Genomic DNA, 21,092 nt, shown 5'->3' on the forward strand with positions numbered 1-21,092 from the left:
CCCAAAATCAAATGAAATTTTCAACTCGAATTATCTCAATCTTTTTTCTCAGTATAATAGGAGGATTTTTTCTTTCCTGTGATTCCGAGGACAAGGATAACCCTAGTGGCTCGACACCCGATAACCCAACGGCCACCATTCCCATCCCAGATCAAGGTTTTGTTTCTCCTACGACCTATGATGGAATGACTTTAGTCTGGGAAGATGATTTCGAAGGCAACAGCCTAGATATCGCAAATTGGTCACATGAAACCGGAACTGGTAACAACGGCTGGGGAAATAATGAGCTCCAGTATTACCGGTCTCAAAATACTTCTGTAGAGCGCGGACACTTAATCATTACAGCCAAACAAGAATCCTTTGGAGGCAGTCAATACACTTCCTCCCGGATCGTGTCTATGAATAAAAAGCAATTCCGATATGGAAGAGTAGACATTCGAGCGGTGATGCCAAGAGGACAGGGACTTTGGCCAGCACTGTGGATGCTTGGGTCCAATTTCTCAGAGGTAGGCTGGCCTGCCTGTGGAGAAATTGATATCATGGAAATGGTGGGCGGTCAAGGCCGTGAAAACACTGTCCATGGCACAGTGCACTGGCAAAATGATGGTTCCCATGCCGAATTCGGAAGATCTTATAGACTTCCATCAGGGACTTTAGCAGATAAATTTCATGTTTTCTCCATCGTATGGGATGCCACATCTATACGCTGGTATATTGATAATGTAGAATACAATGTCATCGATACCACGCCAGCTCAGTTAGATGAGTTCAGAAGAAGCTTTTTCTTTATTATGAATGTGGCAGTAGGTGGAAATTGGCCGGGTTCTCCCGATAATACAACCGTCTTTCCACAACATATGATTGTGGATTACATCCGAGTCTTTCAATTTGACTAATAAAAAAAGCCCTCTCGGGCTTTTTTTATTGTCTCTCTTTCAACCAATCTAAAATAAGCTGATTTACAATATCTGGTTTTTCTATACAGCTACTGTGTCCTGCCCCCGGAATTCGATGAAGGATAGATCCCGAAATCCCCATTTGAATGAATTTGGCTTTTTCAGGCTTGGTAGCTACATCCTCATCTCCCACCACAATCATTGTCGGGCAAGAAATTGAAGCTAACTCGTCCTCCACTCCATTTCGATAAATCACTCCTTCCACCGGGCCAGTAATCGATTTTTTATTGGACATCAATTCTTTCTTCCAATGCTTCACCTCGACTCGGTTAGACTTATTTGAAAGCCAAGATTCGGCAAACATAATTGGCATCACTTTATTTGCTACAGGAGGAATGATCCCAAACCATTTCACAATTCCATTAAGGGTCTTGTATTTGGGCAAATTCTCCACAGGTTCCGCGTTAGCCGAAGTTTCAAGCAAAATCAAACTCTTGATCAAATCCGGTCTTCGGGAAGCCAATCTCAAACCAACAAATCCCCCCATGGAAAGGCCTATAAAATGAACCTTTCCAAGGTTTAAATTTTCAATCAGGGCTGCTGCATCATCAGCCACGGTATCCATATCAAATGGCTCCTTTACCTCACTTTGACCTTGGCCACGGTGATCGTATGCAATAACATGGTACTTCTTGGATAACTCCTCTATTTGAGCAGCAAACATTTTATGACTCCAAAGCAGCCCGTGAGAAAAAACAACAGTCTCCTTTCCTTCACCTTTTTCAAGGTAAAAAAGCTTTACACCATTGGCTTCAATTTGTGGCATGTCTTCTCTTTTATTGTTGATTTACCAATCTAATCCTGGTTGAGTTAAGCGGGCATTTTCACGGGCCTTATGCTGATCCACGATTTCCTTCACGTCCTCAAGAAGCTTTTTAGCATCGTAAACTACTCCGTCTTTAACAGTGTATTTAACGCCACCTACTCGAATGGGTTGATTATTTTCATCCACTCGAATCGCTCCTGTACCATAAAGAACCTTAAGGTTTTGCAAAGGATTTTCTTCCAAAATCACAAAATCAGCCAATTTCCCAACTTCAACTGTACCAATTTCTTTTTCCATTCCCAAAGCCTCAGCCCCAAACATGGTCGCGGATCGAATCACTTCTAAAGGATGAAAACCTGCCTCTCGAAGCAATTCCAATTCTCGGATATAAGCAAAACCATACAATTGGTAGATGAATCCAGAATCCGAACCTGCAGTTACCCGGCCACCCCGATTTTTATATTCATTAATAAAGGTCATCCAAAGTCGATAATTTTCTTTCCACTGAAGTTCCTCCTCAGTGGTCCAATCGAACCAGTAGGATCCATGAGATTGACGGCTAGGAGAATAAAATCTCCAAAGAGAAGGCAAGGTGTAAGTTTCATGCCATTCTGCCCTACGTGCGCGCATTAAGTCCCGATTCGCTTCATAAATATTAAAGGTCGGATCAAGGGTGAAATCAAGCTCCAGCAGTTCATTCATCACCTTATTCCAATGATCAGAATAAGGAGGAGCAGCCTGCTTCCAAAGCTTACCAGCTTCAGCAAATCGATGCTGTTCATTTTGATAATTGTAATCCAACCTAAAATCCTGAATTGTTCGATCCTGAAATAATGCTTCTGGCAAACCATACCAATGTTCCATGGAAGTCAAGCCAGCCCTTGCAGAGTTCAATACATTCCATCTGGCAACATCCAACTGCTGATGATGCATCGCAGATCGAAGTCCGATTCGCTTATTTTCGGAAATAGCCGCCTGCATCACCTCTGGATTAGCCCCAAAAAACTTAATTCCATCCGCACCTTTTGCCTTATTCTGATTGACCCAGGCTTTTGCCTGATCCGCTGTAACGATAGGCTCTTCCGATCCTTGGCCAAAGGCAGTATAGGCTAAAATCCGTGGAGCAGTAATTTGATTAGCAGCTGATCTTTTCTTTTCATTGAGAACCCAATCCAAGCCATTTCCTGCAGAAGGGTCCCGAATAGTTGTTACTCCATGCGCCATCCAAAGCTTATAGACATACTCAGCTGGGGTTCCCTGACCTGTCCCTCCTATATGTGCATGCATATCAATGAATCCAGGCAATAAATAATGTCCTTCCAGGTCAATTTCTTTGGTATTTTCATCCGCTTCTGGCCTTCTTCCTTCCCGAATAGGTAATCCAGGATATCCCACAACTTGAATTTGAGTAATTCTATTTTTCTCCACTACAATATCTACTGGACCAATTGGAGGTGCTCCAGTCCCATCAATCAAGGTTACTCCTCGCAGGATTAATTTATCATAAGGCCCATCGCCTTCCTCCCTGTCTGGAGCTGGCATAATCTGGGAATAAGCTTGAATAGCAAACATTGCCACAAGCAAGCTGAGTAGAAAATTCTTCTTTAGCATAGGGTTGGTGGATGATATGAGTCAATAAGTTAGGAGAAAAAGACACAGGAAAAAATCCCTTCGGGATGACCGGAAACAAAAAAGTCCGGATAAATACCCGGACTTTGAAATTGATTTGATTTTTTGATCAGAGGTCTTTGAATTGATCCATGATCTCTTCGGAAATACCTGTGAAGGAATATCCTCCGTCATGGAAGAGATTTTGCATGGTCACCATTCTTGTCATATCGGAGAACATCGTTACGATATAATCCGCACAGGCTTCTGCTGATGCATTTCCAAGTGGTGAAAGTTTCTCCGCAAAATTGAAAAATGAATCAAATCCACCAATTCCTGTTCCTGCAGTGGTTTTAGTAGGAGACTGAGAAATGGTATTTACTCGAACTTTTTTCAACTTACCGAATCGGTACCCATATCCTCTTGCAATGCTTTCCAATAAGGCTTTGGCATCTGCCATATCTGTATAGAAAGGATAAACACGCTGCGCTGCAATATAGGAAAGACCAATAATGGAAGCCCATTCATTCATAATATCCATTTTCTCAGCCACATGCATCATCTTGTGGAAAGAAATCGCGGAAACATCGTAGGACTTCATCGCCCAATCATAGTTGAGTTCTCCATAAGATCGTCCCTTCCGAATATTCGGAGACATTCCGATAGAGTGAAGCAGAAAATCGAAATTCCCACCTAGGAATTCTTTTGCTTCTGCATATAGCTTTTCAATATCCTCAACGACTGTAGCGTCAGCAGGAATCACAATCGTGTTACACTCTTCCGCAAGTTCTTTGATAGCCCCCATTCTCATGGCGATAGGCGCATTGGTCAGGACAAAACGCCCTCCTTGTTCCTTTACTTTTAGAGCGGTTTTCCACGCGATGGAGTTTTCATCCAAAGCACCGGTAATGATACCGACTTTACCTTTTAGCAAGTTTTCTGGCATATGACTATTGGGTTGATTTCAAAAATTTGATCAAAAATAGACAAAATTCGGGAGTTCTTCTCTCAATTGGCGAGAAGCTCCTTAGCACTTTCCACTGCCGAACCGGAAGGCTGGGCTCCAGCAATCATTTTTGCCAACTCCTGAACCCGCTCATTTTCATCCAACAACTTAATTTTGGATACGGTTTTCGCAGCTGAATTGTCTTTGTAAACGAAGTAATGCAAATCGCCTTTAGCGGCAACTTGAGGCAAATGGGTAATGCAAATGATTTGGTGATTTTGGGCAATATCCTTCATCATTCGGACCATCTGCAAGGCCACTTCTCCAGAAATCCCCGTGTCAATTTCATCAAAAATAAGGGTAGGCAAGGCCATTTTGTCCGCCATCAAATACTTGATGGCAAAAAGCAAACGTGAAAATTCTCCTCCTGATGCTACTTTCTTCAAAGGCTGTAGCTGAGAACCTTTGTTTGCGGAAAAAAGCATTTCGATTTGATCCAAACCTGAAGTACTTGGCTGAATCGATTGATGCTCAAACTTGATCTTGGCATTTTCCATCCCTAGCCGATGAAGCAAAGATTCCATAGATTTCTCAAAAGAGGAAAAACAGGATTTTCGCTTGGCAGTCAAAGCTTCTCCTGATTTGATCATCAACTTTTCCGCTTGATGGAATTCTTTTTCAGCCTTTTCGAGTGATTCGTCTAGATTTTGAAACTCGAAGACTCGGTCTGCCAAGTCTTTTTCTATAGCGATAAGCTCTTCAACTGTCAGAACTCCATGTTTCTTTTGAAGCTGATAAATCTTACTCAATCGCTCCCGCGTCTCTTCCAACTTCTCAAAATCAACCTCCACGTTGAGATCTTCTTCTTCAAGGGTAGCAACCAAATCTTTCAATTCGATCAAAGTGGAATAGAAGCGCTCTTTGATTTCAGAAAATTTATGAGCCAATCGCTCCAGGTTATGCAATTGCTGCTGGATTTGCCACAATCCCTGCAACACACCGAATTGATCATCCTGAAATAGGCCTACGATCTCATGAATTTTGGATTTGATCTCTTCTGCATTCTCAAGAATCTCCTGATTGGATTCCAATTCCTCCTGCTCACCTGCTACTAAAGAAAGAGCACTGAGTTCTTCCAACTGAAACTGATTGAAATCAGCTTCTTTTTGGAGTTCAATAGCCTTCTTTTTCAGATCTTCCCAATGTTCCTTTGCCTTCCTATAGGCCTTGAATCTTTCTTTGTATTCGGTGAGTTCGGCAGAGGTTCCGGAAAATGCATCTACCAAACCCAATTGATATGAACCTTCTCCAAGTAATAGAGTATCATGCTGCGAATGAACATCCATGAGTCTGGATCCTAGTTCCTTCAAAACCTCCAACAATACAGGAGAATCATTGACAAAGGATCTGGATTTTCCAGAAGGACTTATCTCTCTTCGAATGATACAAGGCTCCTCATAATCCAACTCATGCTCTTCAAAAAAATCCTTCAAACCATATTCCCCGATTTCAAACCAGCCTTCAATGACGCATTTGCGATCCTCATGGAGCAGGACCTTGGTATCTGCCCTTTTTCCTAAAAGTAGACCAACAGCTCCCAACATGATGGACTTCCCTGCACCTGTCTCTCCGGTCACCATATTCAGACCGGAACCCGGCTGCATATGCAGATCATCGATTAAAGCGTAATTGGAAATACTGAGGGTTTTGAGCATGAATTTCGGTTTTCCACAAAGCTAAAAAATCCCCTTTAGCTTTTAAGCAGCTCATTATACTTTCTGGCATTATTGGGATCTACTTCAAGCAATAATTCCACTACTTCTGTCCGTATTTCCATGGGAGCATTTTTAAAAATCTTACTGATTTCATCTCCCTTTGCATCCATGAAAGCAATCGTAAAAATCCCATTTGGTTGTGCCTTATTTGCTTCTGCTACCAATCGGATTGCTTCTAGCATGTTTTGGTAGGCTTTTTCGGAGTCTATCTGCAACAGATCCAAGCCTTGCCGATGATAGAGGTAATAAGCATCTCGAATAGATGAATAAACGGAGGAGGAATAAATATCATTGATTAACCAAAATCGGTTTCTTCGATCGGAATTACTCTGTCCCCAACCTGCTCTACCCGACTGCTGAGCATTATTGACGATATCATTGGCAACTGCAAAAAATGAGTTCCCTCCACGACTTTCAAAGCTATCATAATCCAAACCGATGGCGATATTGGCATAGAAGGCCAGCAGGGAGGAAATATTATTCAGAAATGTAAATCGGTTAAATTCAATAGGCTGTGACTCAATGAATTCAAAATTCCAGTTTCGATCTGCAAAATTCAGAAGCAAAGTTTCATAATTGGTTCCATAAACCGGACGAACTGTTTGAACTTGAACGGTGGCAGAAAAAGAACCAACCGTTGTAGCTTCATTGATGGTAATCAATAAGTTCCCTTTTATTCGTTCTTCTGGCCGAAACTCATTCGAAGTCCAAGAACGCCCATTCAAAAACTGCTCAAAGGAAGTTTTCATTTGGTTGAAAATATCCGTGTTTTGAAGGTTTGACCGCTCGCTATTGATAATGACGGTAAAATTCAACTCCTGCGCTTGGGAGCTAAAACTTAGAAGTAGAAAAAGAATAACGGCGATTTTCCTCATGGAATACAAGTAAAGAAAAAATCAAACGAGAGTCCAACTTGATTCTTTTTTGATTTGATCCAAAATCATTCCCGCAATTTCTTTTTTCGGGGAAATCTCAGATTCCACGACCTGCCCATTCTTTGAAAAAATACTCACGCGATTGGTATCTAAACGAAATCCAGCTCCTTTTTCTTTCATGGAATTCAAAACAATCAGATCAAAGTTTTTTCGATTTAATTTATCGACGGCATGCTCTTTTTCATTTTCAGTTTCCAAAGCAAAACCTACGTGAATCTGATTAGGCTTTTTCTGCTTACCCAATTCCTGAGCTATGTCCACATTCTTTTTCAGGTGAATTTGAAGTGAATCTCCCTGTTTTTTGATTTTTTCAGGTGCCACCTCGGCCGGTGCATAGTCAGCCACAGCAGCAGCAAAAACCATCACATCCATTTTCTCATGGATATCCTGAGCAGCCTCAAACATTTCTTGGGCACTATGAACATCCTTCCAATGGAATTTATCCTTAGATACAGGAATGGAAATTGGTCCAGAAATCACCCAAACTTCCGCCCCTCTTTCTAAAAAAGCTTCCGCCAGGGCATAGCCCATTTTTCCACTGGAATGATTAGATATAAAACGAACAGGATCGATGGCTTCCTGGGTGGGACCAATCGTCAGTCCAATTTTTTTACCCTTAAAATCCTGACCGGATTCGAAAAAGCCTTTGATTTCCTTAACAATACTTTCTGGCTCCATCATTCTTCCCTGACCAGAAAGCCCAGAAGCAAGTTCCCCGCTTTCGGCATCCAAAAGTCGATTTCCAAATGATTGTAAAGTTTGAATATTCTTTCGAACCGAAGGATGCTGATACATATCCAAATCCATGGCAGGAGCAAACCAGACTGGGCAACGTGCTGAAAGGTAGGTGGCGAGTAAAAGATTATCGCAGTGACCATTCGCCATTTTAGCCAAGGTATTGGCAGATAAAGGCGCAAAAAGCATCAGGTCAGCCCAAAGACCCAATTCGACATGATTATTCCAAACTCCGGTTTCATCTTTTTGAAATTGATGTAAAGCAGGCCGCTTGGAAAGAGTAGCCAGTGTCAAAGGGCTTATAAAATCAAGAGCAGAGGCACTTAGGATTACCTGTACCTCTGCTCCTTCTTTAATTAATAATCGTGTCAGGAAAGCGGATTTATAAGCAGCAATGCTACCTGTGATACCTAAAATAATCCGCTTACCTGCAAGCCCCATTATTGTGCTTCCTCTTCTGGGAATCGGTAATAAACTTTACCTTCCAAAAACTCTTCCATTGCCAAGGTAGTTGGCTTTGGCATTCTTTCGTAAAACTTGGAAATTTCGATTTGCTCTTTGTTTTCAAAGACCTCTTCCAAATTATCTACAGTAGAAGCAAACTCAGAAAGCTTGTTGTTCAACTCTTCTTTCAAATTGTTGGAGATTTGCTTGGCACGCTGACCTACGATATGAATAGACTCGTAGATGTTGCCGGTAGGTTCAGAAACCTTGTCCAAATCGCGTGTGATGATGGATGGATTAACTGCCATATAGATTATTGTTTGTTTTCGTTTGTTTGACTAGTAGCTGGATCGGAAAGCTTATTTTTCTCTGCTTCTTCCCGCTCAGCAATATCTTTCTTTAGCTTCAAATGCTCCTCAAGCTCCTCACGCGCTTCAGCTTCATAGCTTTTCACCTCTGCCGTAAACTTGCTGTCGGGATATCTTCTGTAGAAATTTAAAGCATAGGTAAATACATCATTCAGCCGTTCTTCCTTTTTTGAAAAAACACTGTTTACCGCATACCCTGTGCTTACTTCTACCAATTTGTAAGCTAATTCTTCATTGTATTTACTCTCCGGAAAATCTTTGGCAAAATTCTGAAAATTGACGATACAAGCTCTGTAGAAATCCCCAGGGAATAAGCCGTCCTTCAATCGGTAATACATTTGGGACTCCTCGTAAGCTTTTCGTTCGAAACGTGTTTCAAGATCTTCCAACATCTCCAAAGCTCGTTCATAGGAATCTGAACCCGGATATCGGGTCACAAATTGCTGTATGGCAGCAACGGCCTCTTGACTACTTTGCTGGTCCAGATTGAAATCCGGAGAATCCAAATACAAAGAATAAGCATGCATAAATAATGCTTCCTCAGCCAAAGGACTTCGATTGTATGTACGGTAAAAATTATTGAAATACCCGGCAGACTCGATGTATCGCTTCGTCTTAAAATGACAGTAGGCGTAGTTATAATCCGCTAATTCGGCCTTTTCACTTCCTCGGATAATGGGAAGAACTTTATCATAAAGAATGATAGCCTTGTTGTATTCACCTTCTTGGTAATACTTATTTGCTCCTTCATATAGCTCTTCCCAGTTGGTACTTTTTTCCAGCTTGGCAAAAGGACCACAAGAATAAAGAAGGGAGGTGAAGGTAAGTATGATAAGGGAAATTCGACGCATGCTCATTTTCAAGACCGCAAATATACGGGATAATTGTTGGTATTCAAACGAATAGGAAACTGGGAGATTACTTCTTTACAACGAGTTTTTTTGTCACAATATTCTTATTGTCAACAAAAAGGGTGTAAAAATATACACCTGGATGAAAGTCGGAAACATTGATCACCAAGGTGTTTTGATCAGGATCTAATACAAATTCTGCCACCGGATTACCAATGAAGCTATTGATGGTGATTTTCGCATTGGCCTGAGGCTTTTTTAACACATAATCCAACTGCGCAATTCGATTACTTGGATTAGGATAGACATCACTAATTCGAATCGCATCGTAATCAGATTCATCTGCTCTTTCTTCAGGATTGATTACATCATATTTTGCTTCGACTATGAAAGACTCTCGGATATTTTTTTCATTAACAAAAACCAAGTCAAACCCTCCTCTTGTCTCGGTGATTCCCAAGGAAAACTCCAAATACAAATCAGTCACAATTTCTCCTGGCTCCAGGGTTACTTTAATTTTGGCTAAATCACGCTTGGCATCGAAGCAGTTTTCCCCAATACAGATTTTCATATCCTGGGAAGAACCAATATTTCCATTGATATTTTTCAGAAAGTAAGTTTTGGAAGTATTGCCTTCGTTTTGAAGTATGATTGTTTTTCGCTGGGAAGCGCCAATTGCTCCGTCAAACTCCAACGCTTCACTCAATACACGAACCTCCTGTGCTTCCACTACTACAGGGAGAAGCACAATAAATGCCCATGTAAAAAATTTGAGAAAAGTATTCATGTAGAAGTTTTGTCGATAAGCCTACGAATAGATGTTTCTGAATAGAAATATACACAACAAATCTACGTGGTAGGTAATGTCGGGACGAAAAATTCGGGTTAATTGTTGTTAACCTCTTTAAAATTTTTTGAGATTTTATTCGTTAGGGGAATTTTGGTTTTTCTGGAGTGGCACCAAAGTCCTTTTTTTTGCATTTGCCTTCCATTTTTCAAGAGACTTCTGCATCTCCTCATCTGTTGGCATTCGAATTTCCGCGTTCGGAACATCAAATAAATTTTTGGCTCCTGCATCGATCTCTACAATGGATCGCCAAGCAAAAATCTTCTCCATATCGGGCTTTTCCTCCTGCCTCCAAACAAAGCCTTCCAGTTTGCCACCGTCATCTCCAATATCCTGAACAGGTATAAATTTCCCTTCCGGCTTTACCCCATAATTGACCTTGACTAACTGTCCATCTTCAAAGCCCATTCGAATAGTAGCAGACAAGGTTTTATTGACTCCCTGAACCAAGGTATCCCCTTCCAAAGCATAATACAAGGACTCGCCATTTCCATCAATATTCAATCGATCTAACTGCCCTTCTTTAAAATAACCAGTCATGGATCGCCCTTTCATTTGATTGAAATTCAACAAGGTGTCGGACATCACGGCAAAGGCATTGTTTTTCACAAAAAGCTCCCGAATCTGCTCACTCTCAATAAAAAAGGTCATCGAATCAGCTGAAATTTGGCTTTTTTGATTCCAAATTACCGGGTCTTTAAAAAGCTTTATTGTCGAATCAGCATAATTATAGCTGAGTGAATCGGCTATTCCAGACAAATCGGATTTGACCAATTGGATGGATGAAAAGGCCAAAAGATATTTAAGAGAATCTGTCTCATTGTCTTGAGAAATCAAGGTATCAGCCGTCAGATACAAGGTGTCCATCTCGAAGTATCTTCTCACCAATGCATTTCCGTGAACTAAGCTATACCCTCTTTCTTCCCAATACTGACCTTGATCACCAAAGATTTCAACTTCACGCTCCTTGTTCAAAACCCGGACATCATCTTTCCCTTCATAATAGGCTTCATTTTCTCGGTAGATTAGTTCACCTGCCTTCACCCGGCTAGTTTCCGTCTCAACCACCCCATCAAAGAATCGAAAACTTTTTGCTTGGGTATCATAGAAACTTCCTTTTTCCGCATCGAGTGTGTTTCCATCCTTCGACACCAAATTTGTTAAGCCTTTGGTCTCAGCAGTTTTGGGGATGGTGAGGTACACCAAGTAATTGGTCTTCATGGTATAATCCGGGTTGACCAAAACAACATTATCAGTAAAAGTTATTCGCTCCAAATTCACCTCATAACGACCTCGCTCACTGGTCAATACGTTGGTAGAATCAACTACTCTCCCACCGTTGAAATAGGTAGCGATATTTCCTGCTCGATCATAATTAAGATAGTCTGTGTAGACCGTGGTTTCCATATTGGAAAAGACCACATTCGATCGAAGCTTGGCCAGTTTGGTATTTCCATCATATTCGGCATAAGCGCTTCGGGTAGTTACCGAATCTTGCTCATCCTTTATAAAAACCCGGCCGAACAACTCAGCCCGATTTTCCATTCTGAAAAAATGTGCAGAGTCACAGGAAATCAATGTGCTTTGGTTTTTCATTCGGACCGATCCAATCAGTCGCTCAAAACCCTCAGCACCCTTCAAAGAATCAGCCTGGAGAATATCCAAGGTATTTCCCTGAGAATTAGCTCCTCTCGTTTGTCCATAAAGCGTATGAACAGACCAAATGCTCAGAAGGAAGAATAGAAAAAACCGAAGCGTGGATTTCATAAAGAGACTCAAGTGGGCAAAATTAGTAGAAAAAGCTATTTTTGGTTAATGTTAGCAGCTTTTCAGGAGCATATACGCCAAAAGGCACTTTTGGATCCATCGAAGACCTATTTATTGGCTTGCAGTGGTGGAGTGGACAGCATGGTTTTAGGCTTTCTCTTAATGAAGTCTGAAATACCCATTGAACTAGCACATGTCAATTTTGGACTTCGGGGAGAGGATAGCAATCAAGACGAACTTTTTGTCATTCAATGGGCAGAAGAACACGGTATCACCTTTCATCTTCATCATCCAAAAACTCAGGAACATGCAGAGGAAAAAAAGCTCTCTATCCAAATGGCGGCAAGGGAAATCAGATATTCTTGGTTTGAATCCCTGAAACAGGAAAGAAATTTGGAAGGAATTATCCTTGCACATCATCAGGATGATCAATTGGAAACCATCTTTTTGAACCTCCTACGAGGAACTGGCTTGGATGGTATTCAAGGAATGGCGGACAAAAAATCTGGATTAATCAGACCGCTTTTACCTTTTTCGAAAGCTGAAATCGAGGCTTTTGCAAATGAAAACGAGATTGCCTGGAGAGAAGACAAGTCCAATCAAAAGACTGATTACAAGCGAAATAAACTCCGATTAGAAGCCTTGCCTGGATTATATGCAGTATCAGATGATGCCAGACAAAATCTGCTTGGAAGCTTTGCCAGAATGCATGACGCAGGAAAAGCTTTACATGGCTTAGTCCAAGATTGGTTGGGAAAATACCTGAAAACCGACAAGGACACTCAAACTCTCCCATTTCATGCGTTTATCCACCATTCGGGAGCAAATACGCTCATATTCTATTGGCTTCGAGGCTTTGGTTTTAATTCTGATCAATGTGAAGCCATCGTGACATCTGCGAAATCCGGCGAGTCCGGAAAGCAGTTTTTCAGTGCAAGCCATCAATTAAATGTGGATCGGGAAGAATTATTACTAGCTCCTCAGGTTGAAAACTTCCAATCTATTTTTATCCAAGAGCAGGACATCGAAATTACTTTACCTGAGGGAACTTACGAATTGATCAAAAAACCAATCGGAGACAAGCTGGATTCATCCCGTGAAAATGCCATGCTCGATCTAGAAAAATTGAATTTTCCATTTGAAATACGAACATGGCAATTAGGAGACCGATTTATTCCCCTTGGCATGAATCATCCAAAAAAAGTTTCGGACTTTTTGATAGATTTGAAATTACCTCGCATTCACAAAGAGCGGGTTAAAGTACTGATTTCCGATGGGCAAATTGCTTGGGTAATTGGGCACCGTATTGCCGAATGGGCCAAGTGTGATGGATCTACCCGAACAATTCTCCATTTCAAAATGAAAAACTGATGAGAAACCCTTTTACCAAGACTTATACCGAAGCTGAACTGCAGACATTTGACTTTTTAAGATTGATCAAATTTTTTGAAAAGCTTAAAAACAAAGAAATGGAGCGGTTTTTACCCGCTATGCATTTTCGGAAGTATACCAAAGATGAAGTGGTGTTTTTCAGCAAAGATCCCAGTCAAGCGCTTTATCTAATCAAAAAAGGACAAGTTCACCTGACCATAGATGTTAAGGACAATTTTGAAACTATTCTAGAAGTCAATAAGGGTCAAGCCTTTGGAGAAAACGCTTTTCTACAAAACAGCAAAAGAATCTACACCGCAATCATAACCTCGGATGAAGCGGACCTGATTGTCATTCCTCATTTCGCAATTCAGGAAATCTTCGATAGCAACCCCAAAATCAAGGCGAAAATCATGACTGCTTTGGCTGAATTTTACAATGAAAACAACCAACGACTGTTCCGTTCCTACCGGGAATCATTTGGGTTTTTCAGCCTTCGACAGATGTTTGAGTAAAAATTTACACGATTCTTTGCCCGTTTATTTTTCCGCTTAACAAAGTATTCCCTTTCGGGTTTCTAATCCTGTCATTGTTAATTAACTTAGCGTCGCTTTTTACGCAATTATCATTTATAAAATCCATAAAATCATGAGCAAAGTAACCGTAGTTGGGGCTGGAAACGTTGGGGCAACCTGTGCTGACGTTTTGGCCTATCGCGAAATCGCGGAAGAGATTGTTTTGGTAGATATCAAAGAAGGTGTAGCCGAAGGAAAGGCACTGGATATCTGGCAAAAGGCTCCTATCAATCAATATGATTCCCGAACTGTAGGAAGTACAAACGATTATTCAAAGACTGCCAATTCTGATGTAGTGGTGATCACTTCTGGCTTGCCAAGAAAACCTGGAATGACCCGGGATGACTTGATCGAAACCAATGCGGGCATCGTAAAGTCCGTAACTGAAAATGTGATCAAATATTCTCCAAATGCTATCATCATCGTCGTTTCCAACCCACTTGACGTGATGACTTATCAGGCACATTTGACTTCCAAGCTTCCTCGTACCAAAGTAATGGGTATGGCGGGTATTTTGGATACTGCTAGATACAGAGCATTTTTGGCGGAAGAATTGAACGTTTCTGGAAAAGAAATTCAAGCCATCCTAATGGGTGGACATGGAGACACCATGGTACCACTTCCTAGATACACTACTGTGGCAGGTATTCCTGTAACTGAATTGATCGAAAAGGATAAGCTGGATGCTATCATCGAGAGAACCAAGTTTGGCGGTGGCGAGCTTGTGAAGTTGATGGGAACATCTGCTTGGTATGCACCAGGTTCTGCAGCAGCTCAAATGGTGGAAGCTATCTTGAAAAATCAGCGTCGCGTATTCCCGGTTTGTATCAAATTGGATGGAGAATATGGAATCGATGATTGCTACCTAGGCGTACCAGTTATCTTGGGTAAAAACGGTATCGAGAAAGTAATCGAACTCGATTTGAATGAGGAAGAAAAAGCTCTTCTCGAGGTCTCTAGAGGACACGTAAAAGAGGTAATGAGCGTATTGGATAAATTGTCCAATTAATCACCTCCTTTTCATACAGACCCGGGATATGGCTTGACCAAGTCAAATTCCGGGTCTGATTTTTGTATTTAACCATAAAAAAATCCAGCACGGTGAACATCGGAAAAAGCGCACTCATCCTCGCCATCATCTTGGTAACTGCCGCTACAGGATACTGGTTATATTCTAAGTATTCTTCCGAACCCCAACTCCAAAACCGCCAATTAATCAGTGATAATGCGGTTTTTATTTTTGAAACCGAACAAGCTGACCAAAGCTGGAACACCTTAGTCAATCATTCTTTGTGGAAAAAAATCAGCAATTTCCCTGCTTTTGAAGAAATCGCGGAAAATCTCTCACAATTAGACAGCCTCACAGGATATCAAGGGCAAATTTCTAGGCTTCTTAATGGAAATCTTTTAAGCATTTCTTACCATCCCATCGGAACTGAGAACTTCGAATTGCTTTACATTTTGCAACAAGAAAAATCTGAATTTGAGAATCTTCTAGCCTCTCTACGCAACCAAATTCCTGCTGATATAAAAATTACAGACCGAAACTATACAGACATTGAAATATTAGAAGTTGTCAAAGGTACTGATGAACGACTCTACAGTTTTGCCCACTTAGGGGGGCTACTAGTATTTTCAGAGTCTTCTTTTTTGGTGGAGGAAGCAATCCGAATGTATGAGGCTCCACAAAGCATTTCAAGCTCTTGGGAAGATTTTACAATCACCCAAGAAAAAGGTAGCCTGGGAAGGCTTTGGCTTAGCGGAAAAAGCATAGCACATTTGATAAAAGGTACTTCCAAAGACCGAGAAAGCATTCAGATCAAATCACTCGAAAATCTGGATGCCCAGGCTGCTTACGATTTAATTTTAGACTCGAACCAAATTCGACTAGAAGGAGAAATTTCACTCTTCGATCAGGTTACTTTCACTCCTTCTTTGCAAGCCAATTGGAGTGAAATTCAGGAAGGCATTTCCGCGAGAGCATTATCAATTACCCAATACAACTTACCCGGGATTTTTGAGATTCAAGAATTGACAAATCGTGGCTTCACTCCAAAATCAACGATTCAAGGGGAAGTCCAGCGAAATCTTATTGACCAAGGATTTTTGGATGGCTTAAGCGGCGAATTATATTTCCAAGAGTTAGAGCCCAATTCTGATGGAAGCAAAAACCTCATCCTTGTCTCCAGAATTATCAATGATAACGCTCCAATTAGTATTCTGAGAAGCTACTTGGAACAGGAGAATCCTACCTACCCTGATTTTTACCGGAATGCTGAGATATTTTTTGTAGGAACCGAGGAGTTACCGGCATATTTATTCTCTAGCAAATTTCAGGGATTCCCCCAAACCTTCATTACAAAACGGGGCAACCTCTTATTCTTCGCCAATTCTCAATCGGCAATGAAAATGTTGATTGATGATTTGGAAGGTGGGTTCACTTGGGGCTATTCAAGATTTCCTGAAAATCTAAAAACTGTCATTAGTCCAAGTGCTGGTTTTTCTCAAACTTATCGATTGAAAGAAATTTGGAACAGCTGGACCGAACAGGCCAATTCATCTTGGAGCTCTTTCTTTCAGCGGTATCGGCCGTCTTTTACCTCTTTTGATTACCTGACTTTGCGAATCAATCAGGTTGGTAGTCAAAAAAAGAGCAGTATTCTGGTTCCTTTTGATGATTCCGCCCCGGTCCCAGTAGAGGCTCATGCATCGGTAAGCCTTGCTTCCCAAAAGCAAATTGAATTTGAAAACCGGTTGATTTGGGGTCCTCAATCCATTATCAATTATCAAGACGGCACTGAAGACATCATCGTTCAGGATGAAAACCATGTCTTCCACCTCCTAAATTCTGACGGTACTTTGGTTTACAGCGCTCCACTTTCAGGAAAAATTCTAGGAGATGCTTTTCAGGTAGATTATTATAAAAACGACAAACTTCAAGTCTTACTTGCGACTGCTGACAAAGTCTATGGAATCGATCGTTTAGGAAATCCATTAACAGGATACCCTTTCAATTTTGATCAAAAGCTAACCCATCTACAGTTAGTAGATTATGACAATAACCGAGAGTATCGCTATTTCTTGGCTACTGCTGAAGGGGATTTATTCTTGCTGGATAAAACTGGGACTAGACTGGACGGATGGAATCCCAATTCAATCGGAGATCCAAGTTTCCAAAACCCTAACCATTTCCGCGTTCCTGGAAAAGGAGATTACATGGGTACCCTTTCAAAAAGTGGAAAATTACATTTATTCAATCGAAGAGGCGAAGCCCAGGAAGGTTCTCCTTTTGATTTGAGTGGAGAGTTCAATTCAGGTTTATTCTTTGGTAGAATGAACGCTTCCAATCAATATGGATTGACGGGAGTAACTCAAGACGGACAAGTAATTCAAGTTAACTTTGATGGAGAAGTGATCAATCGAAATCAACTCATCAAAGATGATAGGGACAGTGAGTTCTTCTTGATCCCAGATCAACGAAATCAATCCTTCCTGATCATTTCCAAAACTTACAACCAATTGAAAGCATTCAATTCCAAAGAAGAGGAATTGTTCAATCTACGGGTATCCGAGGGGAACTTGATTTACCAATATTTTGATTTTGGTGGAGATCGTCAGATTTTTGTAGTCGTAGATCCAGAGCAAAACTTTGCTTTCCTTTATGATCTTAGTGGAAATCTGCTTACTAATTTACCATTGGATAGTTCTGGCTCGATTCAGATTAGCTATGACCAGCGAAATAATCAATACCTGATTAGAACGATTACCGGAAACCGTTTGGTTTCTTACTTGCTATCAGCTTAAGCAATTTCAGAACTCCTGTTAAAAAGAAAACTATTTCGAAAATGAAGCTTCGAAAAATCATACTCAGCCTATCTTTTTTATTCCTGATTTCTCTTCAGTTACATGCCCAACTGATTCGAGATAATGCAGCCTCCATTTCTGATTCCAATCGAGCTAATCTCAGCACCCCCTATCATACTACGCTGACTTTCTTTCACAATTTGGAGGATAATAATTTCTTTCCTGAAAAAGCTGCCTTCACATTAAACTTAAACGGTATTGATGAGGCAGACGGAACCAGATTAAGTATCAAACTTAAGCAGGTATTTGAAGGTCAGGGAATCATCATTCGAGCCAGTCAAATTCCAAGACTCGCCAATTATCAGGACACGACAGGCCTTATAAATGAGGACATCTACTATTTCGACAAGGATAAATTACCCGGAGTTTTCCTAGAAAAAAGAGGTTCAGAGTGGAAATTCTCTGCTTTCACAGTAAGCCAAATTGATGAGCTACACAAGAAAACCTATCCTTATGGTACAGATAGATTGCTAAACTTACTTCCAAAAATTGGAAATGATCGATACTTAGGACTCTATTCCTGGCAGCTTTTCGGTTTGTTTTTTATTATTCTTTTAGTGTTTGTCAGCCACTTTCTACTGACCTTTTTAGTAGATCGGGTATTGGTCTATTTCTTCCGAAAATTCAATTATCAGCAAATAGGAGAAAACTACCTTCTTCCCGTTGCCAAAGTAGTCAGCTACTTTATCATTGCTCAAATCTTGTCCATCCTTCTTCCGGTTCTACAGCTACCTGTAGAAATTTGGTCGTGGATGGTGGTGATTTTGAGAACCTTGAAGCCACTTTTACTAACCTTGATCTTCTACAAGTTGGTCAATGTGCTGGCCGTGTACTTCGCAAGACTGGCAACCAAAACAGAATCAACCTTAGATGATCAATTAGTTCCACTCCTTCGGAAAACACTCAAGGCATTTGTAATCATCATTGGTACCCTGTTTATCCTGAGAGATGGCTTAAATCTGGACATTATTCCATTCCTGACAGGACTTTCTATTGGTGGTGTGGCAATCGCCTTGGCAGCTCAGGATACCATCAAGAATTTCTTTGGGTCCATTATGATCTTCATCGACAAGCCTTTTCAAGTTGGAGATTGGATTACTTCAGGAGAAATTGATGGAACTGTCGAAGAAGTAGGGTTTCGATCGACTCGAATCCGTACTTTCCGAAATTCTGTCATGTATGTCCCTAACGGAAAAATTGCCGATGCGATTCTTGACAATCACGGCCTTAGAAAGTACCGTCGTTTCTACTCTACCCTTACCGTAACCTATGACACTCCTCCACAGTTGATCGATGAGTTTGTAAAGGGCTTGAAGGAAATCGTCCTTGCACATCCGGATACCCGAAAGGATTACTTCAATATCTATTTCAACAATCTTTCGGCCTACAGTCAGGATGTGATGTTTTACATTTTCTTTGAAGTTCCTACCTGGCCGGAAGAATTGCGAGCCAGACACGAGATCTTAATTCAAATCGTGAAACTTGCCAATTCATTGGGTGTGCGCTTTGCTTTCCCTACACAGACTTTGCACATGGAAAGCTTCCCGGAGAAAAAAGGATTGGTGCCAGTCTATCCTAGCGATAATGCGGATTACCAAAGAAAGTTGAGCGATTTCTTATCCAAAGAGCTTGGGAAAAAGGATTGATTCAGGTCAATCAATCCTTCTTCACCCAAAAACTAGCTTTGTTTCTAACTTCTTCGCCTTGAGGAGATTTTGAAATGACCTCCACTTCGAAGGGAACGAAAAGATTTGGAATGGTTACAGTAAAACTATTCGTTTTTGGCATTTCAGACATTTTATCTGCTGACCAAAAAAGAATAGATCGATAATCGCCTGCATCTTCAGGAATTGCAGTAATCGGCTGTAATAATTCTACTGGAATTTGGATTCCAGGAGTTTGGGTAAAAAAAGCATTACTAGGCAAAGGGAATCCTCCCACATTACTTTGATAGGAAGAAAAACTCATCACACCTTCAAACTCCCGATCATTCAGGTAAAACAAGCGGGAAAGGACTTCCAGCTTTTCAAAATTCTTCGGGTTGAATGAGGCCAACTGATCTGAATCAAAAACCGGCATTCCATCTACCAACATTAAGGGATTACCGGAAAAGACACCCCCATTTTCATTGATGGACCGAAATTCCTTTAAGCCTTTTCGAGTGCGTACAGAAATCATAGGTACATATTCCTTGATCACGGTTTCCACAGACTCAAAGCGGGTATAATCATCCAGCATAAAGGTGCGATCCGCCACAAATCCAGTAACCACGGGAACAGGCTCTTGAGAGTATTTTTCTATGAAAAAGGTCTGCACCCCTCTACTGATCAACAACTCTTGAAGATAAGGTTGGTCCTTAGTACTTATCACTAATTCAGGAAATTCAAATCCCTGCTTAAAGTTTGTCTGAATTGCCGGTGAGCGAAACTCAAAATCCAAAAGGCTTCCATTTTGATCTGCTTGGGCAATCATAAAATCCCAGTGCTTTAAGCCCCCAATATCAAAATAAAGATTCCCCTCTGAATCAGGACGATCCGTGTAAAGCGCAGACTCCCTCCCATGGACTGATAGGAAATAAACCTTCGTGGTATCAACCGTTCGAGGATCCACTTGAGCCGCTACGATATGTCCAAAAAGCTCAGGAAGTAAATTCCCCTCAATCTTTCCATCATAGATTTCCGAAGAGGAAATAAGCCAATCCATATTTAAATATGGATTCTTTACCCGAACAATTACTTCAGAAACATTCGAAAGCGATCCCCAAGAAACAGTTAACCTTTCTCCGGGAAAAAGGCTTTGCTTGGAAAGGTTCAGACTGGAATTAGTTTCTACTTCTGTTTCAAAAACACTTGCTAATTCAGTCCTAACCTGAGGGGGAATACTCGGATTGAAAACGGTCACAAACTGCTGCTGAAGCCCATTTTCCAAATCCAAAATGGGGCTAATTCTAGTATAAACCCGAAGCAAATAATTATCAGAAGGAATATCATCTGGTATTTCCAGAAAATGAAACACCTCTCCTTTTTCCAATAGTAGCTTAGCCAGATGAACCGATTGATTTTCTCGATTCAACAGCTCAGCATACAAAACATGGGAAGAAGTTGGGGAATTTCCCTGAAGTACTTGGGCTTGAATCCAAATCTTTTCCCCAGTAAAATAAATGGTCTTGGGAATGGAATAAGATACCGATTCAGCAAGTACTTCTTGTCCAAGTGAAAGCTTTGGAAAGAGGATCAAGAGCGAAAAGACCGCAAATAACAGTCCCTTAAATATTTTTACCATAC

Annotated in this window: 17 protein-coding genes; 6 read left to right on the plus strand and 11 right to left on the minus strand. The window is 41.0% G+C overall.

Annotated features, from left to right (window positions below):
* The first annotated feature begins 11 nt into the window (after positions 1–11).
* The gene (locus tag E4S40_RS13910) at positions 12–896 is read left to right on the plus strand and encodes a glycoside hydrolase family 16 protein (protein ID WP_135075339.1); all 885 of its coding nucleotides are present in this window, start codon (positions 12–14) and stop codon (positions 894–896) included.
* A gap of 25 nt (positions 897–921) precedes the next feature.
* Here E4S40_RS13910 and E4S40_RS13915 read toward each other — a convergent pair whose 3' ends face one another.
* From E4S40_RS13915 to E4S40_RS13960, 10 genes are all read right to left on the minus strand, one after another.
* Positions 922–1,722, minus strand: a complete 801-nt coding sequence (locus E4S40_RS13915; protein ID WP_135075342.1) for an alpha/beta fold hydrolase — start codon at positions 1,720–1,722, stop codon at positions 922–924.
* Between the two features lie 21 nt (positions 1,723–1,743).
* Positions 1,744–3,333, minus strand: a complete 1,590-nt coding sequence (locus tag E4S40_RS13920; protein WP_135075345.1) for an amidohydrolase family protein — start codon at positions 3,331–3,333, stop codon at positions 1,744–1,746.
* Positions 3,334–3,460: 127 nt separating this feature from the next.
* The gene (locus tag E4S40_RS13925) at positions 3,461–4,276 is read right to left on the minus strand and encodes an enoyl-ACP reductase FabI (RefSeq protein WP_135075348.1); all 816 of its coding nucleotides are present in this window, start codon (positions 4,274–4,276) and stop codon (positions 3,461–3,463) included.
* A 62-nt stretch (positions 4,277–4,338) separates the two neighbouring features.
* Entirely contained in the window at positions 4,339–5,991 is a 1,653-nt protein-coding gene (gene recN / locus E4S40_RS13930) for a DNA repair protein RecN (RefSeq protein WP_135075351.1), read from the minus strand.
* Between the two features lie 35 nt (positions 5,992–6,026).
* Positions 6,027–6,926 (minus strand): type IX secretion system protein PorD, encoded by a 900-nt coding sequence (porD, locus tag E4S40_RS13935; protein WP_135075354.1) that lies wholly within the window; start codon positions 6,924–6,926, stop codon positions 6,027–6,029.
* A 21-nt stretch (positions 6,927–6,947) separates the two neighbouring features.
* Positions 6,948–8,162 (minus strand): bifunctional phosphopantothenoylcysteine decarboxylase/phosphopantothenate--cysteine ligase CoaBC, encoded by a 1,215-nt coding sequence (gene coaBC, locus E4S40_RS13940; protein ID WP_135075357.1) that lies wholly within the window; start codon positions 8,160–8,162, stop codon positions 6,948–6,950.
* Complete coding sequence (locus E4S40_RS13945) at positions 8,162–8,473, minus strand: DNA-directed RNA polymerase subunit omega (RefSeq protein ID WP_135075360.1); 312 nt, start codon at positions 8,471–8,473, stop codon at positions 8,162–8,164. The genes coaBC and E4S40_RS13945 overlap by 1 nt, the downstream gene beginning before the upstream one ends.
* A 5-nt stretch (positions 8,474–8,478) precedes the next feature.
* The gene (locus E4S40_RS13950) at positions 8,479–9,384 is read right to left on the minus strand and encodes an outer membrane protein assembly factor BamD (protein ID WP_135075363.1); all 906 of its coding nucleotides are present in this window, start codon (positions 9,382–9,384) and stop codon (positions 8,479–8,481) included.
* A gap of 67 nt (positions 9,385–9,451) precedes the next feature.
* A complete protein-coding gene (locus E4S40_RS13955; protein WP_135075366.1) occupies positions 9,452–10,171 on the minus strand; it encodes a T9SS type A sorting domain-containing protein in 720 nt (239 codons plus the stop codon).
* Between the two features lie 135 nt (positions 10,172–10,306).
* Positions 10,307–11,998 carry an OstA-like protein gene (locus tag E4S40_RS13960; RefSeq protein ID WP_135075369.1) on the minus strand — a complete coding sequence of 564 codons (1,692 nt, stop codon included), beginning with the start codon at positions 11,996–11,998 and terminating at the stop codon, positions 10,307–10,309.
* Positions 11,999–12,046: 48 nt separating this feature from the next.
* Here E4S40_RS13960 and tilS point away from each other — a divergent pair, with 48 nt between their 5' ends.
* The 5 genes from tilS (at position 12,047) to E4S40_RS13985 (ending at position 19,454) form a co-directional block, all read left to right on the plus strand.
* On the plus strand, positions 12,047–13,369 hold the full coding sequence (tilS, locus tag E4S40_RS13965; RefSeq protein WP_135075372.1) for a tRNA lysidine(34) synthetase TilS: 1,323 nt from the start codon (positions 12,047–12,049) through the stop codon (positions 13,367–13,369).
* Positions 13,369–13,884, plus strand: coding sequence for a Crp/Fnr family transcriptional regulator (locus E4S40_RS13970; RefSeq protein ID WP_135075375.1), 516 nt, complete (start codon positions 13,369–13,371; stop codon positions 13,882–13,884). Before tilS ends, E4S40_RS13970 begins: the two co-directional genes overlap by 1 nt.
* Positions 13,885–14,017: 133 nt before the next feature.
* Positions 14,018–14,953 carry a malate dehydrogenase gene (mdh, locus tag E4S40_RS13975; RefSeq protein ID WP_135075378.1) on the plus strand — a complete coding sequence of 312 codons (936 nt, stop codon included), beginning with the start codon at positions 14,018–14,020 and terminating at the stop codon, positions 14,951–14,953.
* Between the two features lie 92 nt (positions 14,954–15,045).
* On the plus strand, positions 15,046–17,748 hold the full coding sequence (locus tag E4S40_RS13980; RefSeq protein WP_135075381.1) for a hypothetical protein: 2,703 nt from the start codon (positions 15,046–15,048) through the stop codon (positions 17,746–17,748).
* 41 nt (positions 17,749–17,789) lie between these two features.
* Complete coding sequence (locus E4S40_RS13985) at positions 17,790–19,454, plus strand: mechanosensitive ion channel family protein (protein WP_135075384.1); 1,665 nt, start codon at positions 17,790–17,792, stop codon at positions 19,452–19,454.
* Positions 19,455–19,464: 10 nt separating this feature from the next.
* Here E4S40_RS13985 and E4S40_RS13990 read toward each other — a convergent pair whose 3' ends face one another.
* On the minus strand, positions 19,465–21,090 hold the full coding sequence (locus tag E4S40_RS13990) for a hypothetical protein (protein WP_135075387.1): 1,626 nt from the start codon (positions 21,088–21,090) through the stop codon (positions 19,465–19,467).
* Positions 21,091–21,092 lie beyond the last annotated feature (2 nt).

Origin of the sequence: Algoriphagus kandeliae, assembly GCF_004571135.1 — a bacterium.
Taxonomy (GTDB): Bacteria; Bacteroidota; Bacteroidia; order Cytophagales; family Cyclobacteriaceae; genus Algoriphagus; species Algoriphagus kandeliae.

What these genes read in the sequence shown, in the direction of transcription:
- porD (WP_135075354.1), bottom strand. Translation starts at nt 6,926, where the DNA reads ATGAGGAAAATCGCCGTTATTCTTTTTCTACTTCTAAGTTTTAGCTCC.
- E4S40_RS13950 (WP_135075363.1), bottom strand. Translation starts at nt 9,384, where the DNA reads ATGCGTCGAATTTCCCTTATCATACTTACCTTCACCTCCCTTCTTTAT.
- tilS (WP_135075372.1), top strand. Translation starts at nt 12,047, where the DNA reads ATGTTAGCAGCTTTTCAGGAGCATATACGCCAAAAGGCACTTTTGGAT.
- E4S40_RS13985 (WP_135075384.1), top strand. Translation starts at nt 17,790, where the DNA reads ATGAAGCTTCGAAAAATCATACTCAGCCTATCTTTTTTATTCCTGATT.
- E4S40_RS13910 (WP_135075339.1), top strand. Translation starts at nt 12, where the DNA reads ATGAAATTTTCAACTCGAATTATCTCAATCTTTTTTCTCAGTATAATA.
- E4S40_RS13925 (WP_135075348.1), bottom strand. Translation starts at nt 4,276, where the DNA reads ATGCCAGAAAACTTGCTAAAAGGTAAAGTCGGTATCATTACCGGTGCT.
- E4S40_RS13915 (WP_135075342.1), bottom strand. Translation starts at nt 1,722, where the DNA reads ATGCCACAAATTGAAGCCAATGGTGTAAAGCTTTTTTACCTTGAAAAA.
- E4S40_RS13920 (WP_135075345.1), bottom strand. Translation starts at nt 3,333, where the DNA reads ATGCTAAAGAAGAATTTTCTACTCAGCTTGCTTGTGGCAATGTTTGCT.
- E4S40_RS13945 (WP_135075360.1), bottom strand. Translation starts at nt 8,473, where the DNA reads ATGGCAGTTAATCCATCCATCATCACACGCGATTTGGACAAGGTTTCT.
- E4S40_RS13960 (WP_135075369.1), bottom strand. Translation starts at nt 11,998, where the DNA reads ATGAAATCCACGCTTCGGTTTTTTCTATTCTTCCTTCTGAGCATTTGG.
- E4S40_RS13990 (WP_135075387.1), bottom strand. Translation starts at nt 21,090, where the DNA reads ATGGTAAAAATATTTAAGGGACTGTTATTTGCGGTCTTTTCGCTCTTG.
- E4S40_RS13970 (WP_135075375.1), top strand. Translation starts at nt 13,369, where the DNA reads ATGAGAAACCCTTTTACCAAGACTTATACCGAAGCTGAACTGCAGACA.
- mdh (WP_135075378.1), top strand. Translation starts at nt 14,018, where the DNA reads ATGAGCAAAGTAACCGTAGTTGGGGCTGGAAACGTTGGGGCAACCTGT.
- E4S40_RS13955 (WP_135075366.1), bottom strand. Translation starts at nt 10,171, where the DNA reads ATGAATACTTTTCTCAAATTTTTTACATGGGCATTTATTGTGCTTCTC.
- coaBC (WP_135075357.1), bottom strand. Translation starts at nt 8,162, where the DNA reads ATGGGGCTTGCAGGTAAGCGGATTATTTTAGGTATCACAGGTAGCATT.
- recN (WP_135075351.1), bottom strand. Translation starts at nt 5,991, where the DNA reads ATGCTCAAAACCCTCAGTATTTCCAATTACGCTTTAATCGATGATCTG.